The sequence below is a fragment of the Sphingobacterium sp. G1-14 genome, from assembly GCF_002196555.1.
GTDB lineage: Bacteria > Bacteroidota > Bacteroidia > Sphingobacteriales > Sphingobacteriaceae > Sphingobacterium > Sphingobacterium siyangense.
On the sequence record NZ_CP021381.1, the window covers coordinates 3,128,144 to 3,144,725 of the forward strand.

At 39.6% G+C, this 16,582-nt stretch carries 15 protein-coding genes; 4 read left to right on the plus strand and 11 right to left on the minus strand.

Going from position 1 to position 16,582, the window contains the following annotated elements; genetic code table 11:
* Positions 1 to 204: 204 nt before the first annotated feature.
* From CBM24_RS13180 to eat, 7 genes are all read right to left on the minus strand, one after another.
* Positions 205 to 906 (minus strand): HAD family hydrolase, encoded by a 702-nt coding sequence (locus CBM24_RS13180; RefSeq protein WP_088161573.1) that lies wholly within the window; start codon positions 904 to 906, stop codon positions 205 to 207.
* Positions 907 to 932: 26 nt separating this feature from the next.
* Positions 933 to 1,421, minus strand: a complete 489-nt coding sequence (locus CBM24_RS13185; protein ID WP_088161574.1) for an NUDIX hydrolase — start codon at positions 1,419 to 1,421, stop codon at positions 933 to 935.
* A 315-nt stretch (positions 1,422 to 1,736) separates the two neighbouring features.
* Positions 1,737 to 3,116 carry an aldehyde dehydrogenase family protein gene (locus tag CBM24_RS13190; RefSeq protein ID WP_088163551.1) on the minus strand — a complete coding sequence of 460 codons (1,380 nt, stop codon included), beginning with the start codon at positions 3,114 to 3,116 and terminating at the stop codon, positions 1,737 to 1,739.
* Complete coding sequence (locus tag CBM24_RS13195; RefSeq protein ID WP_198386112.1) at positions 3,094 to 3,870, minus strand: gamma-glutamyl-gamma-aminobutyrate hydrolase family protein; 777 nt, start codon at positions 3,868 to 3,870, stop codon at positions 3,094 to 3,096. The genes CBM24_RS13190 and CBM24_RS13195 overlap by 23 nt, the downstream gene beginning before the upstream one ends.
* Positions 3,845 to 5,002 carry an iron-containing alcohol dehydrogenase gene (locus CBM24_RS13200; protein ID WP_088161576.1) on the minus strand — a complete coding sequence of 386 codons (1,158 nt, stop codon included), beginning with the start codon at positions 5,000 to 5,002 and terminating at the stop codon, positions 3,845 to 3,847. The genes CBM24_RS13195 and CBM24_RS13200 overlap by 26 nt, the downstream gene beginning before the upstream one ends.
* 7 nt (positions 5,003 to 5,009) lie before the next feature.
* A complete protein-coding gene (locus CBM24_RS13205; protein ID WP_088161577.1) occupies positions 5,010 to 6,371 on the minus strand; it encodes a glutamine synthetase family protein in 1,362 nt (453 codons plus the stop codon).
* Entirely contained in the window at positions 6,368 to 7,690 is a 1,323-nt protein-coding gene (eat, locus tag CBM24_RS13210; protein ID WP_088161578.1) for an ethanolamine permease, read from the minus strand. The genes CBM24_RS13205 and eat overlap by 4 nt, the downstream gene beginning before the upstream one ends.
* A gap of 192 nt (positions 7,691 to 7,882) precedes the next feature.
* Between eat and CBM24_RS13215 the strand changes: the two genes are divergently transcribed.
* The gene (locus tag CBM24_RS13215) at positions 7,883 to 8,347 is read left to right on the plus strand and encodes an Lrp/AsnC family transcriptional regulator (protein ID WP_088161579.1); all 465 of its coding nucleotides are present in this window, start codon (positions 7,883 to 7,885) and stop codon (positions 8,345 to 8,347) included.
* 169 nt (positions 8,348 to 8,516) lie between these two features.
* Here CBM24_RS13215 and CBM24_RS13220 read toward each other — a convergent pair whose 3' ends face one another.
* Positions 8,517 to 9,461 carry a pentapeptide repeat-containing protein gene (locus CBM24_RS13220; protein WP_088161580.1) on the minus strand — a complete coding sequence of 315 codons (945 nt, stop codon included), beginning with the start codon at positions 9,459 to 9,461 and terminating at the stop codon, positions 8,517 to 8,519.
* Between the two features lie 429 nt (positions 9,462 to 9,890).
* Between CBM24_RS13220 and CBM24_RS13225 the strand changes: the two genes are divergently transcribed.
* Positions 9,891 to 11,468, plus strand: coding sequence for a Na+/H+ antiporter (locus CBM24_RS13225; RefSeq protein WP_088161581.1), 1,578 nt, complete (start codon positions 9,891 to 9,893; stop codon positions 11,466 to 11,468).
* An 81-nt stretch (positions 11,469 to 11,549) separates the two neighbouring features.
* Here the strand turns inward: CBM24_RS13225 and CBM24_RS13230 are convergent, their stop codons facing one another.
* From CBM24_RS13230 to CBM24_RS13240, 3 genes are all read right to left on the minus strand, one after another.
* Positions 11,550 to 11,816: a hypothetical protein gene (locus CBM24_RS13230; protein WP_088161582.1), complete on the minus strand. Its 267-nt coding sequence runs from the start codon at positions 11,814 to 11,816 to the stop codon at positions 11,550 to 11,552.
* Between the two features lie 38 nt (positions 11,817 to 11,854).
* Positions 11,855 to 13,651 carry a serine hydrolase gene (locus tag CBM24_RS13235; RefSeq protein ID WP_158638751.1) on the minus strand — a complete coding sequence of 599 codons (1,797 nt, stop codon included), beginning with the start codon at positions 13,649 to 13,651 and terminating at the stop codon, positions 11,855 to 11,857.
* Between the two features lie 372 nt (positions 13,652 to 14,023).
* A complete protein-coding gene (locus tag CBM24_RS13240; RefSeq protein WP_145326744.1) occupies positions 14,024 to 14,371 on the minus strand; it encodes a hypothetical protein in 348 nt (115 codons plus the stop codon).
* Positions 14,372 to 14,587: 216 nt separating this feature from the next.
* Here CBM24_RS13240 and CBM24_RS13245 point away from each other — a divergent pair, with 216 nt between their 5' ends.
* Both CBM24_RS13245 and CBM24_RS13250 read left to right on the plus strand, forming a co-directional pair.
* On the plus strand, positions 14,588 to 15,247 hold the full coding sequence (locus CBM24_RS13245) for a FadR/GntR family transcriptional regulator (protein ID WP_088161585.1): 660 nt from the start codon (positions 14,588 to 14,590) through the stop codon (positions 15,245 to 15,247).
* 88 nt (positions 15,248 to 15,335) lie between these two features.
* Entirely contained in the window at positions 15,336 to 16,547 is a 1,212-nt protein-coding gene (locus tag CBM24_RS13250) for an MFS transporter (RefSeq protein WP_088163552.1), read from the plus strand.
* Positions 16,548 to 16,582 lie beyond the last annotated feature (35 nt).

Below are 16,582 nucleotides of genomic sequence, written 5' to 3' on the forward strand. Positions count from 1 at the left end.
AGAAATCAGTTAATTGTTTCGCAGCTCTTTGCAGGGGAATAGTCAGTTAATGCTTTGTGTTCGGCGATAAACAGATCGTCGACCTAACCGCGAGGATCATTTTGACGAATGCACTGAACCGACTGCAGATCGGTATGGAGGATAACGATTAAAAATAGTGGTATTGAAATGACTAAAAATGCGCATCTAGATACGCATTTTAGATTAAAGCAGAATCGGTAGTAGTTGATTCAGACTTTCTACCTGAAGAAAATTGCTTGGTTTAATCTCATCACTAGCTTGCTCATGTGTCCAGGTCACATGGTAAGGGACATGTATTGCCTGCCCTCCCAATTCCAATACTGGCAGCACATCGGAGTTGATTGAATTTCCGATCATGATAAAATTTTCGGCGGGGCATTCAATTTTGTTCAATAATTTTATGTAATCCTCATTTTTCTTGTTGCTCATAATCTCCACATGATGGAAATGCTTTTGGAGCCCCGATTTTTTTAGCTTTCTTTCTTGATCCAAAAGGTCACCTTTTGTGGCTACAATTAATTTATAATGTGGACTAAGCCTTACCAGCGTATCTTCGACACCTTCCAATAATTCAATCGGCATCTTTAATAAATCCTGTCCAATCGCTATGATCTTGTCTATTGTCTTCAGCGATAGCTGTCCAGCCGAAATACGGCTGGCAGTCTCTATCATACAAAGAATAAAGCCTTTCACACCATACCCATAGAGGGACAGGTTGTTCATTTCTGTTTCAAATAATTCTTTTGATACTGCATGTTGTGGAAGATAATTTTCCAATAGTGCGCAAAAATCATGTTCTGCTTTTTGAAAATATGGCTCGTTTATCCATAATGTATCATCTGCATCGAATGCAATGACTTTAATGGCAGTTTTATTGATAATCATTCTAATTTTAATTCAATTTAAGTAGTTTACTTGATCTTGGTACCATCATATTGTTCCCATAGCCCCGTCAAGTTTAGGTCTGAATCATATACGGCATTAAAAGCAAACAGTTTTCCCTTAGCCACATAATCATAAATATAAAGATCGGTTAAAGGGGTCGGAATAGATTCCAGTTCGTCTGCAGAGATCCATTCGAGGTCACCCTCATTACAATAGGGTGCCTCTATATATTCGATATCCGATACATATACATAGCTGATCCAATTGTAATTGACCGGTGATGTTTCGGTTAACATGCCACAAAATTGTTTTGAAGTGATATGGATTCCTGTTTCTTCCATGACCTCACGAACCACTGCATCGTCCGGGTTTTCAAATGGGTCTAATTTCCCACCAACGGGAACATACATATCTTTATTGGGTTCTTTAAGGCGCTTTAGCAATAGAAACTTATCTTTATTTCTTAATATACATAGTGTGGCTACGCGCTTCAAACCTGTCACTTCATTGCTCATCTCTATTCTGTTTGTAACAAAAATAGAAAATGTTGCGAGAGTCTTCAAGCATTTTTAGCGAATTCATTTAGTTTATATCTCCTAAGTGACGACTTGCGTATCTATCTCATCGACATAAATCGCTTTGGTGACAGCTTTACCACGCGGCGAGCTAATAATCCCTACGCACTCATCTTTCATTTTGAATAGCTCTTTAAGAGGATAATATGGTTTCAATATTTTATGGACCTAGGCTTATAACATCGTATAAATGGGAAAGCCCATTATCCGATGAACTATCGGCATAATGGGCTATATCTGTAAAATAGATATGAATTATAGGGGTCTTAAATGATAGGCTTTAGGCTGAACAAATGCCCGAATACCTTGAGCCGACAAAGTTGAACCTAAACCAGAATTTCTCCGCCCGGACCAAGGTACATTAGGGCTTACCCTATCGCAGCAGTTCCAATATACTGTTCCTGTATCCATTTTGCCAAGGATATCCATTGCTCTGTCCTGATCGGAAGAAAACACTGCTGCAGTAAGGCCATACGTCGTATCTTGCATCAGCGTTATTGCCTCCTCGTCTGAAAATACCTTTTGTATACCTATCAGCGGACCAAAAGTCTCTTCACGCATAAGTGCCATATTGTGATTACAATGTTCGAATACAGTTGGGGCATAATAATATCCCTCACCTTCTAATGCGTGTCCGCCCAACCGCAGTATTGCTCCCTTTTCAAGGGCATCTTTCACTTGTTCTTCAAGAACGTCCAGTTGAGCAGCTCTGGTTAAAGGGCCAATAAATGTATCTTCAGCGAATGGATCGCCCACCCGATAGGACGCCACTTCCTCAATAAATGCCTCGACAAACTGATCGTATATCTGTTCTGAAACATAGATACGTTCAACAGCACAACAGCTCTGCCCATTATTGTAGAAAGCGCCTTCAGCTGCCGACACTGCCGCCTGTTTTATATCTTTGACATCCTCAGTGACATACAGCGGATCCTTCCCGCCTAACTCAAGCTGGACTGGAACTAATTTATTTGCTACGGTTTTGGCAATATGTACTCCTGTCTTATAGGATCCAGTAAAAAAATAGCCGTCCAATGGCAATGATAAGATATGCTCGCCAATCCGCCCATCTCCTACAACACAATGAAATACATTATCAGGTACGCCTGCCTGATAAAGATATTTTGCAAACTGCAAGCCTGTCAACGTGGCAAATTCAGAAGGTTTATAGAGAACAGCATTGCCCGCAACCAAGGCATAGAGAAAAACATTGAAGCCGACATTATAAGGGAAATTCCATGCAGAAATATTGGCAATTACACCAAGTGGTTCATATCGAATATGTTCTAGCGTTGCGCCATCACGCACAATAACTTCTTCTGAAAGCCATCTTTCAGCATTTTTTCGGAGATGTTCAATGCGGTTCTGTGCTCCGTTAATTTCATTAAGCGATTGTGTTATGGGTTTGCCCGTTTCTTTGGTAAGGATCTCTGCAAGCTCCTGTTTATTTGCCAAGGTCAGCTGCCCAAATTGTATGATGCACTCTAAACGATCCTTTAAAGGAACTTTTGCCCATGTGTGCTGTCCTTGCTTTAGTAAGGATAGTGTATTTTCCAACTCAACTGTTGTGGTGGAAGGCAACGTTGCCGCTACAGCGCCAGTTGCAGGATTTCTAATTTCTATGTTGTCTTGCATGTTCAATAAAAACATTAAAAATCAAATTTTCATCTAAAAGTATTCCCTTCTGTGTTTGGGAAAATTCGGGATGCCATTGAACACCCATAACTTTCCCAGCCGCTTCTTTGGTATAACCAAAGGCCTCGATAAATCCGTCTTCCGAGCGTGCATAGACTTCGAGATCACGGCCAAGATCTTTAACAGCCTGATGATGTACCGTGTTGACCAATGGATTGGCAACATGGCCATATAGTCTGTCGAAAAGTGTTCCTGCCTCTATATGGACCGGATGATTGATTGTATCATATAAACTTGCTGAGCGATGAACAGCCGAATGAGGAAGCTGACTAACGATATCCTGATACATTGTACCTCCAAAATACACGTTCATCAACTGAAATCCCCGACAGATGCCTAAGACCGGCTTATGATTTCTGATGGCATAATCCAATATTTTTAGCTCGTATTGATCCCGATAAGGGTCCCCTTTCCAGGGGCCGATAGGTTCCTCGCCATAATGTTGAGGAGCTATATCGCTTCCACCTTGAAGAACTATACCATCCATCTGGTGTAAGATGTCCGCTAATAATGATTCTTCAAGATCCGGCAATAATATAGGAAGAACACCTTTTTTACTTATCCATCGAGCCATATCATTTTCCATATAACTCAGTGATTTGTGGCCAAAGACTGTCCTCTCGGGGTCTGGATAAAAAAAACAGGCACTAATACCGATTTTTAACATATCATTTTCCTTCGTATGCGGTTTCATAAATTGCAAGAAAATCTGCTTTACTAACAGGCTTTGGGTTCGATGGGTGACAGAAATCTGCAAGCGCAAGTTCTGATAAAGGTTGCAAATGTTCCTTTTTTACGCCAATTGCGGATAACTGTGTAGGCAGTCCCAAACGCACATTGAGGTCAAACAGATAGTCAACAACCTTGTCTCCAGCATTGTTGCCAAGCCCCAAAGCCATGGCCATCTTATCGAAACGATCTTCAAAACCCGCATAATTAAACTGCATGCCATAAGGAAGATTTACCGCGTTGGCCAGTCCATGATGAGTATCGAGGAGCGAAGAAAGCGGATGCGCTAAACTATGAACGACTCCTAATCCCTTCTGAAATGCAACAGCTCCCATCAATGATGCCAAAAGCATTTTAGAGCGCGATTGTAAGTCAGATTCTTTTGTAGCGCACTCAATCGAAGTAGCCACCATGGCCATTCCTTCAAGCGCAATACCATCACACATTGGATGGTACCCTTTGGCCAAATATGCTTCCATATTGTGGGTAAGTGCGTCCATTCCCGTTGCCGCCGTAATAAACGGTGGCAGGTCCATTGTAAGCAAAGGATCGGCAAATACAATTTTTGCCATCAATCTCGGACTAAACAGAATTCGTTTTTTCTTGGTTTCATCTTCTGAAATAATAGCACTACGGCCCACCTCACTCCCGGTCCCAGCGGTCGTAGGTACAGTAATCAATGGTGGTATCTCATTGGTCACATAGATATCGCCTCCGATCAGATCGTCGTAATCAAATAAATCACGATGATGATTTGCGCGCAAGGCAATTGCCCGTGCTACGTCGAGTGCTGCTCCACCACCAACGCCAATAATTGAATCTCTATTTTGCCCTCTAAAGACATCTCCTCCCAAAAGGACATCAGATTTTACTGGATTTTTGTGCAAATCATGAAAGACAATAACGTCGATCCCTTTGTTCGTCAGCTTTTGTTGAACTTCCTTAAAAAATGGCAGTTCGGCAATAGTCGGATCCGTTACCAATAAAGGGCGACTAAGTCCATTGGCCAATAAATAGCCTGGGAGCTCGTCGATCACTCCAGCACCAAAACGGATCGGTGTAGGAAAATTAAAACCATAAATTTTTGCTGTATCCATCGTTCAGTTATATAATTTCAAAATATCTTTTTGTTTCCCAATCTGTTACTTGCTCTGAAAATTGTCGCCATTCCCATAACCTTGATTTACAAAAATGATCGACAAACTTTTGGCCAAACAACTCGGATGCTATTTGCGATTGCGCCATTCGAGTGGTCGCATCGTAGAGATTTCTTGGTAATACGCCATGTTGCAGATCTTCATAACCATTTCCGATAGTATGTCGATTGTCCAATGGCAATTTATGTTTGATGCCGTACAACCCGCTAGCCAAACATGCTGCTATGGCCAAGTAAGGGTTCACATCTGAACCGACAACACGGTGTTCAATGCGCGTGGCTTTAGGGCCACCTTCAATGACCCGGAGTGCTGTAGTACGATTATCGATGCCCCAGGTCAGGGTTGTAGGTGCCCATGCTCCTTCAGTCAGCCTTTTATAACTATTAACAGTAGGCGCCAATAACGGTAGAATATCAGGTAAACAATACAATTGCCCAGCAAGAAAATGCTTCATCAACTGGCTCATTCCGAGTTCATCTTCTTTATCATAAAAGAGGTTACTCTGTTTGTTGAGATCCCAAAGACTTTGATGCACATGGCCGCTGCAACCTGGTAAATCCTTTGTCTGTTTAGCCATAAAACTCGCGGTAATATTATGTTTTTTCCCAATTTCTTTAACGGCAGATTTAAAGAGCGTAGCCCTATCAGCAGCTTCAAGGGCATCACTACATTGGATAGCTGCTTCCAGTACACCTGGCCCGGTCTCCGTATGTAGACCCTCAAGAGGTACGTCGAATCTTTCGAGCATGGCTAAAAGATCCTGAAAAAAGCCATAATTGTCGGACATCCGTAAGATAGAATAGCCAAACATACCTGATGTGATTGGTGTCATATCTCTAAAACTATTTTGGGAAGAGACATCATTGGCTTTCACGAAATTAAACCATTCAAATTCCTGTGAAAAAATTGGTTTAAATCCAGCAGTCTCCGATTGTGAAATTATGGTTTTAAGGAGAGCTCTTGGACACACATTTTGGTCCTGAGAAAGCGGAGACTCAAAATCAGCTAGAAAAAAGGGAATATCCTCCTGCCAGGGAATCTGTCGAAAAGTATTTCTATCAATACGTGCCGGGAAATCGCCGTATCCCGTATGCCAGCCTGTAATTTCCACATTGTCATAAACCTGATCGTTAACATCCCATCCAAACACCACCGAACAAAATCCAAATTCATTGTCCAGTGCAGAGATAAACTTATCGCGATGCATGAATTTTCCACGTAAGACCCCGTCTATATCTGCAACGGCAACTTTAACGTGAGTACTTGTGCATGCTTTCAGTTTGGAAATAATTTCATTTTTAGTTATCATAATTCGATGGTTTTGTCCTTGTCAAGGAAGATTAGGAAATAAAGGTATGATAAGATGACAAGCCCAAAGAATAATAGAGCTGTCAATGGGTTATAATATATCATTGCAATGAGACACACGACAGCGATAATCAACGCAATCGATGGAAACAGCGGATACAACGGAACTTTGAATGGGCGTTCCAGGTCAGGTTCCTTTTTTCGCAAAGCAAAAAATGACCACATGGATATAATGTAAAGACAGATTGCCCCAAAGCATGCGATGGTAATAATGCCTGCGGTCTTCCCGGTCAATAATGCTATGATGCCAATAGCCATATTGATTAAGAGTGCATTGGCCGGAGTCTTAAATCGTTGATGTACTTTTCCAAGAATCGACGGTGCATAACCCATTCTCCCAAATTCGAAGGTAGCTCTGCCACCAGCGAGAATGATACCATGAAATGAGGCTATAAGACCCAATAGACCAACACCTATAAGTAATTTATAAAGAATATGGCGATTATCAATGACATGTGCAATAGCAAGTGGCAACGGGGAATCTGACGGTTCAGTGCTTCCGACAGGATACACAACAGACTCCCAACCGCCGACACCCACCGCCGATAAAAATGTAATGATACAAAGCACAACTAAAGTCACTATGGCCGATCCAAAGCCGATTAATACATTTTTCTGTGGATTGATAGTTTCCTCAGCGACATTGGCCACACCTTCAATAGCGAGAAAAAACCAGATGGCAAACGGAATAGCAGCAAAAATACCCGAGAACCCATTGGGCAATGCGTTGTGCTTAAGGTTGGAAAATTCGAAAGCTGGAAATGTAACGCCTGCAAATATCAGTAATTCAATAACCGCAAGAACAGTTACAACCAATTCAAATGATGCAGCGAGCTTAACCCCCAATATATTCATTGAAGTGAAAATCACATAGGCCCCAATCGCAAAAATAAGATAGTCAACCGAAGGATGTAGTAAATGTAGATAAGCACCTATAGCAGCGGCAATGGCAGGCGGTGCAAAAACAAACTCGATATTTTGTGCAATACCGGCGACAAATCCCAAATGCTTGCCCAGGCCTCGATTGGCATATTCAAAGGCTCCGCCAGCCCGAGGGATCGCACAAGCCAGCTCTGTATAGCTGAAGGTAAATGTAAGGTACATGATAATAACGAATACTGTAGCAATGGCCAATCCCAATGTGCCGCCTTCCGCCAAACCGAGATTCCATCCAAAATACATTCCCGAGATAACATAGCCTACACCTAATCCCCATAACATAACAGGACCAAGGACTTTTTTTAATTGAGGCTCACTCATAATTTTATTTAGGTTGGTAAATTGATAGTAATTAACTAACCTAAATTTACTACATATAGTTTAAATGATAGTGTTATATATCTGTAATTATAGCTATTTTAGTAAAATAATATGGTTAGATATCATTTACTAGTATATACGATCTAACTATAGTCTTAGATATACTTTTTTTAGATTTAATTTACTACGATCATGAAATTGGATGAGAAAGACCTCATGCTTCTGGACCTGTTGCAACAGGATGCTAATATAAGTAACAAGGAAATATCTGACCGTGTTAATTTATCGATGACTCCCGTATACGAACGCATTAAGAAATTAATAGCAACCTCTGTTCTTAAGCAGAAAGTCTTTCTGCTGGACAGAAGAAAACTTGATCTTAATCTAATGGTGCTCGTATCCATCAGTATGGAAAAACATTCCAATGAAAGTGCCTTGTTATTTATGGAAGAGATACAAAAATTTCCGGAAGTAGTCGAGTGTTTTCACGTAACGGGCGCATTTGACTATCAAATAAAGGTCATGGTTAAGGATGTCGATCACTATCACGAATTCAATTTTAATAAGCTGGCAACAATCAAAGGAATCAGACATATGGAAAGTTATTTTGTGATGAAAGAAATCGTGAATACTACTCGTCTCCCAATCTTTCTTTGATAATTTAGTCTAGCGTATTTTGGATTTCAAATGATTCAGCTTTCCGATTCTGCACTATTGACTCTCCTAATTTAGCCTCCCAAAATTGATGGATTTCATTGGTATAGCAACTACACTTAGGCAATGGTTCATACCTGCAGAACCATGCCTTTTGTATATACAGTGTTGTTTATAGGAGGACAATATTCTCAAGCGTTACGCCTACTCCCTTCAGAGCTGCATAGGTTAATTTGTCCATTGATGCTCCGTCAAAATCAATAGTTTTAATACTCTTATAATATTTATTCGTAAGCGCAAAGGTTGGCCGAAAGGAAACATTTCTAAGAATCACCCCGCTAAATGAACTGTTTGCTAGGTCTGCATTATCGAATTTTACATCCACAAAAACTTGCCCATCGAAGCTTATGCCTCTCATATCACAAGACTTAAAACTAACACCATTAAATTCACAGTCTTCAAAAATAGTTCTTCTGAGATCCGACGCTGTAAATTTTACATCAGTCAACTTTATACCATTAAATTTAGTATTGTTCAATTCCGATGCGCAGAATTCTGTACCTACTAGGATAGTCTTGCTGAAATTTGCATTTGTCATATTGCTAGCGGAGAATGCACAGTCCGTAAGGTTTGCGGAATCAAAATTAGCATCGCGGATATCACTTCCTTTAAAAATGCTTGCTGTGAAATCTGCCGTACTAAAGTCTGAACCACGAAGCTCACTTCCGAGAAATTTTCGCTTTGGCGCATTTACGCCGGAAAAATTAGTTTCGGCTAGCGTATTACCGCTAAAATCAGTCAGTAACTGTTTTTGCTCAGTAATAAAAAATTTTGCATCTTCTAGAGAATTTTCGGCCTTTTCCTTTAGCGTTCCAATTACTACCTTTTGACTTCGTTCACTATCTTCTATTTTTGAATTTTCGGCGAAGTAGTTTAGATCTACTGCGAATATTTCCGTAAGCCTGTTTAGTGATATAAAGTCTGGCAGAGACTCTCCCCGCTCCCATTTTCCAACCGCTTGGGGGCTAACGAACAAAAGTTCAGCGAGCTGCGCTTGCGACATATTTCCCTCTTTGCGCACCTTGGCAATTTTATTGCCTAATTTTTTGTTATTCATAATTATTGTCTATTATGGTTTTCAACGTCACAAAGATATTCAGGGTAATCTGTAATTACGGCGAAAAGAGAAATACCTCCAGTTGTAATTATGCCACTTATCGTTGTATTCTAACAACTTCGCGTTGTTACTTCTAAAATATAGCCCTATGCAGCTGTTTAAACAAGATTTTAAGTAAAAACTCCTAAAAGACGAAGCTTTGTTTATAGTGACACCATCCAATATTTTAAATCTTGGGGTAAAGTCAAAGACAAATTTTGCCTAATTTAGGAACATTTACCATAGGAATCTAAGTTAAAACATGTTGTCTTCAATTATCCAGTTGGTAGATGATTTGCTTGTAGCAATTCGCAGGCAACCGTGAATACCGCCTAGCTAGTTTAAATATTTCTAGAATTTGATCTATATTTATGTACCTAAAATTTACATATGTTGGAGAATTTTGAGTTTTACCTTTTTTTAGTCCTACTAATCACTATGTTGATCATGCTGGCGAAGAAAATTCAGGTTGCATACCCTGTTTTACTCGTATTAGCGGGACTTGTAATAAGTTTCATCCCGGGAGTTCCTCCTATAAAGATAGAACCCGAATTGATATTCATTATTTTTTTACCGCCACTCCTCTACGAGGCAGCTTGGTCAACTTCCTGGAAAGAACTCTGGCGATGGCGTCGGATTATCTTCAGCTTTGCCTTTGTTGTCGTCTTTTTTACAGCATTATCCGTTGCCGTTTTTGCCAACTATTTTATTCCAGGATTCTCTTTAGCGCTCGGTTTTCTATTGGGTGGAATAGTTTCCCCTCCTGATGCGGTTAGTGCCGGTGCAATTTTAAAATTCGTGAAGGTACCCAAAAGGCTGGCGTCCATACTGGAAGGTGAAAGTTTGTTGAATGATGCTTCCTCTTTAATAATTTTTCGCTTTGCAATGATTGCTGCAGCTACTGGCCAATATGTATGGTACCAAGCCGCCGGAAGCTTTATTTGGATGTGTATTGGTGGCGTGGGAATCGGACTGACAATTGCCTATGTTTTTCTGAAAATGCACAAACTTTTGCCAACCGATTCCAATACAGATATATTGCTAACTTTTATTGCACCGTTCTCGATGTATTTGGTAGCGGAACAGCTCCACGCTTCTGGGGTTCTTGCGGTTGTCAGTGGCGGCTTATTTCTCTCTTATCGTAGTCACGATTTTTTGAGCAGTGCATCCCGGATCCGGACAGTAACCGTATGGGAAAGCTTCTGCTTTCTGTTGAATGGCATCGTCTTTATGCTTATCGGATTAGATTTACCAGAAATTGTTTCTGGATTGGGTGATACCAATATTTCTACTGCTATTGGCTATGGCGTAGCCGTTACAATAGTCCTTATTCTTGTACGAGTTTTTGCAGGGTATGCTGCGGTAATTACCACCTTGATTATGAGAAATTTTATAACGGTTGCAGATGCTCAATCACCGGGTTGGCAAACGCCAATGATTATCGGCTGGACGGGAATGCGTGGTGTCGTTTCTTTGGCAGCAGCACTATCCATCCCATTAACTTTAGCTGATGGATCTCCTTTCCCTCAACGAAACCTTATTCTTTTCATCACATTTGTTGTGATTCTGTTAACCCTACTCGTTCAAGGCTTGACGCTCCCTTTTATATTAAGAAAAATCAAATTAGTAGATAGAGACTTTATTAGAAGTGAAAAGGAGATCGATTATGAAATCCAGAACAGATTGGCCCAAGTCGCCGTTGACAAGATTCGTAATGATTACGCGGACAAAGTTGAAAGTTTTCCTACCTTGAAGGATCAACTACAGAAGTATGAAAATCAACTGCGGAGCTCCGAGATCATCATTAATTACGCCGAATATCGTAAAATCTATATCGATATCCTCGAAACCCAGCGCATTTGGCTTATCAATAAAAACCGTGAGGAACTTTTATTGGACGAAGAGATCATTCGAAAACACCTTCGTTTACTAGATCTTCAGGAAGAAAGATTGAATATGAGAAGTTAGTTTATCCCTAGATCAGCCTAATGCTGTACATTAATGACCGACAATACCGTTTGAATTGTCGATCATTAATAGCTAATTTACTTAATCTTCATCCAAATAAATGTCGTGGACAACAAAACGAATATTTTTGCTAAACACCAACATATCCTCCACATCTTCAGAATCTATAGCATAAAGTGTTTCTACCCCACCTTCATCCAACAGTTCGGAATCTGGTATAAGTTCAAAAAAAGTGATTCCTTCAACAATGGATAATTCTTCAACTTTAATATATGATACATCCTGGCTTTTCCAAAGTGAGAGAATTTCCTTGGAAAACAATCGATAATTATTAGCTTGATTTGACATGGTCGCAAATTAGCAAAAAAAAACTCAATATATTTATGTCATAACGTTTCTAAAATCTTACTGACTTTTTCATTTTTAGGATTAATTTCAAAAACTTTTCGATAATTCTCTTTAGCGTTATCTATTTGTCCTGATTTCAGGTAGGCTTCCGCTAAACTATCATAAACATTTTCACTTTTAGGATATAGCATCGTATTCACTTTAAATATATCAACAGCTTGACTTATTTTATGCTGATTGAGCAGTTCATAACCTACGCCATTCAGGAAACCTTCTGAAAGCAAATCATTGGAACTATCCTGTTCTTTTGCTTTTTGATAAGCTTTTAATCCATCCTCGAAATTCCCTTCTAAAATAAGCTCCAGCGGAGTCCGGTCATTTGCATTGACTTTCGGATTTCTGGAATAAATCTTTTTATCGCGCAAAATCTGTACAAGCTCATATTGACCGCTTTCGGTATCCCTTGAAAATATGACGTTTACGTTTCGATCTCGCATAGCAAATGTATTTGCCGACACTTTAACCAATTCTACAGGCTTGTCTAGATTTTGGGCTGACATTAGCTTGCCATTTTGATTATAGACCCTTATAACACCATATCTTCCAGATCTATAACGTCCACTATTGTCATGTAGTTCTTGAGGACTTAGTGGCAAAATTTTATTTATTGGAGCTAGATAATTGGGCCATTGATAAGTTAATGCGACCGCTCGGACAAGTTCGTTGATAAATTCAGGTTTGTTTGTGTTCGTAAGAATAACTACTCCATCACCGCTTGTTTTATTTCCAATAAAATAGGAGCTAAAGCCTTCGTTCCATCCACCATGGCAAAAATAAGATGAGCCGTTATAATCTTCTAGGAATACACCTAATCCTATAATAGGTTCAATATAGGGACTTGTGAATTCTTCTGCCATCTTCTTAGAGATAACAAGACTACTTTTGCCATTTAAGGTCCGTTGAATATCGATTACGAATCTAGCGTAATCTTCTGCTGTTGACCATAGGCCCGCAGCCGCCTGTTCCGGGTAGACATGATATCTTCCTTCGACCTTTTTGCCATCCATCGTATAAGCCGTCGCCGCAAATTGTCTTTTCGATTCAGGAAGAGGCTGGGCAAAAGTGCTATTTTTCATACCCAAAGGTGAGAGTACCTTTTCTTCCATAATACTGCCATAATCTTTTCCTTCAATGTCAACGAGCATCTGTTGAAGTACCGTATACCCACCGCCTGAATATCGAAAATTTGAGCCAGGAAGTTTATCAACATAAACCATAGGTGTATTAGCTGGCTTTACACCACTCAGTACTTCAACAGCTGTAGGAATTGGGTCTGTTATCCGATAACCCGGGAATCCACTTACAGTAAGTCCCGCAGTATGGCTAACGATATTTTTTAGTGTAACATTTTCCCCTTTGGTCCAGTCATTTTCAGGTATTTTCCAAGATTTTAGGTACAAATTCACATCGACATTGGATTCCAACTTGCCAAGCTCAACTTCCTTCAGTGCGGCATATGCACTTACAGGCTTGCTCATGGAGGCCACCTGAAATAAGGTATTTGACCTGACAGGCGTTTTCGAATCGAGATCGGCAAAGCCATAAGTTTTGCTCCATAATACTTCAGAGTTTTTTATCACAGCGATGCTTACCCCTGGAACCTGATAGAATTCCATACGCGATATAATATTCCATGTCGGTTCACCCTCAAAACGAACAGGGGGTATTAGACTGGATTCTACATGAGAAATCTCATTTATTTTTTGATGGGTCGTTTGAGCAAATGCGGTTGACACTAGTATCGCAAAAATTCCAGTAATTGGTAAAGCTTTCATTTTATTTATGATCATTTAAATGGTAATACAAAGCTTCTATCCTATCAATCTTTAGCTTTGTAATTCTTCATTTTAATCTAATGCCAATTTTATTGCCAAAAACATAAGTCGCTATAATACAGTTTGATATCATAGTGTTTTAATATGCATTGATCGTATTCGGACATGTAATGTCCGAATACGATCAATTTAATTAGCTAAGTGGTACCTCGATTTTCTAACATCGTCACCTGTCTACCTCATCCCATGTTCGCATGTAGCAGCCATCTTCATTGTCGTAGTAGGATCGTAAATAGAAGTTTCCTTTTGGTTGTATTGCGGAAAATATGAGCGGGGATACTAGCCCCGCTACATCATTTGATTAATTGATACTTAATGATTAGGATTACCATAGTAGTTTTGGTAATTCTGAATGGTAGCGCTAAACCATGCACCACAGCTACTATAATACATATCATTGGCTCCATAGCTGGTGTATGTTAGAACCTGAGTTTCGATCAACTGACCACTTGTATTATAGATACTCATCGTCAATCTACATAGCGTACGAGACTTTCCGAGCTTGATCTCTTTGGCTTCGCTCACAATATTCAAATTAGTTTTTCCAGTTTGTGATTCGTAAATCATTGATTTTTCAACAACGCTGTTGTCGACCGCTTTTGGACCTGTTTTTGCAAAAGTAGCAGATGACATTAAAGCCAAGGCTACGACGCTCATCATTAATTTTTTCATGTTTTTAAGTTTTAGATAAATACATTGGAGGACCAGCCTCTCTGTTAATTAATCCAAAACTGCTAATAAATTTAATTCAGCAAACCCTGTAATAAATATCTGTTGTAGTCGTAACAATATTCGGTTAGTTTGATCAAATTTTTGAAAATAACTAAGAATTCAAAAAATTCTACTACCTTTACAATCATCAGATGATATGACTATATGAAGACTGAAGCTATCGTACGAAGATCCTTGGCGGAGGAAGTTGCCGCGGCAATAGAAGAAAAAATCAAATTGGGTGAATTTCCTGTAGAATCTAAACTTCCTACGGAACCAGAATTGATGAAGCAATTTGCTGTGGGCAGATCCAGCATTCGTGAAGCTGTCAAATATTTAAGTCAATCAGGCTATCTAAATGTGCAACAGGGGCTTGGTACTTTTGTCAAAAGTAGTACGGGTCATCATGCCCTTGATTCAAAAATTGAAAAAGCCAATTTTAACGATATTTTTGAAGTTAGACACGTATTAGAGTTGCGAATTATTGAAAAAGCAGCCTTAAATCGTACTTCGAAAGGTCTCAAAGATATGGCGCAGGCACTTAAAAATAGAGCTAAATATGCCGAAATGGGAAATTTGACCGCATGCGTTAATGCTGATATTGCCTTTCACAGTGCAATTGCTGAATCATGTGGAAATAGTATTTTGACCGCTTTATATACAACCTTGTCTGAGCATGTCAATAAGTTCTTCATGACTATTTATAAGGATACAGTCCCCTTCTTAACTTCACAACAGCAACACGAGGAACTGATGTTGGCAATTAAAGATAAAGAAGTGAAAAAAGCTGTTGATATTGCGAACCGAATTATCCAGCAACTGTAATTTTCCTGTAGCATATGCAAACTATCAATCTCAATATATTCTATTTTTATCAACTAAAACATCAGATGACCTGATGAATATTTCCTTTATGAAAACACAATCACTAAACCCGAGTGGATCTTGGAAAAGTTCCGAAACTGTCTATCCGATTTTATTTGCGATTAGTCTTTCACACTTGCTCAATGACCTGATTCAATCTGTCATCCCAGCAGTGTATCCCATGTTAAAGTCAAATTATGCCCTTAGTTTTACCCAAATTGGTATTATAACGTTAGTTTTTCAGCTTACCGCCTCTATTTTGCAGCCCTTCGTTGGTTTGTATACAGATAAAAACCCTACACCTCGGTCACTTGCCATTGGGATGTTTTTCTCTTTAGCCGGTTTGATATGCATTTCATTTGCGTCAAACTTTATTTACATTCTCCTTTCTGTAAGCCTTATTGGGATGGGATCGTCTATTTTTCATCCAGAAGCATCTCGAGTTGCTCATTTAGCTTCCGGCGGCAAAAAAGGGCTCGCACAGTCTATCTTTCAAGTCGGCGGTAATGCTGGTGGTGCAATAGGTCCCCTTCTTGTAGCGCTTATTGTTATCCCTTTGGGCCAACAATACATCGGCGTGTTTGGCGTATTGGCCATTATAGCCGTTATGATTCTTACTTACGTTGGTAATTGGTATCAAATACACCTCAAGCCTAAGACACAAACAACTTCTGTTAGTGCTCTAAAAGCTGACCTGCCGAAATCAAAAGTAATATTTGCACTTGTGATTTTATTGGTACTCATTTTCTCCAAATATTTTTACATGGCTTCAATGACCAGCTACTTCACCTTCTATTTGATCAATAAATTCCATGTTTCTGTTCAGGAATCTCAGATTTATTTATTTATATTTCTTGCTTCTGTTGCCGCCGGGACCATATTGGGTGGTCCCTTGGGAGACCGATATGGTCGTAAACTAATTATTTGGGTGTCTATTCTTGGAGCGGCGCCTTTCACCTTGCTATTACCTCATGTAGGACTTGGACTAACCATTATCCTTGCTATTATAATTGGTTTGATCATCTCCTCGGCATTTTCAGCTATCTTGGTTTATGCGACGGAGCTTATCCCCGGAAAGGTTGGTATGATTGCAGGCTTATTTTTTGGTTTTGCCTTTGGCATGGGGGGTATTGGATCAGCTGTGTTGGGCTGGCTCGCAGATCGTACTTCAATTGAATATGTATTCAACATCTGTGCTTATCTTCCACTAATTGGAATAGTTACAGGCTTATTGCCTAATATTACTCAAAAGAAAAATTAATTCTTTAAAAAGCCCTTCTTACTATTAAAGAAGGG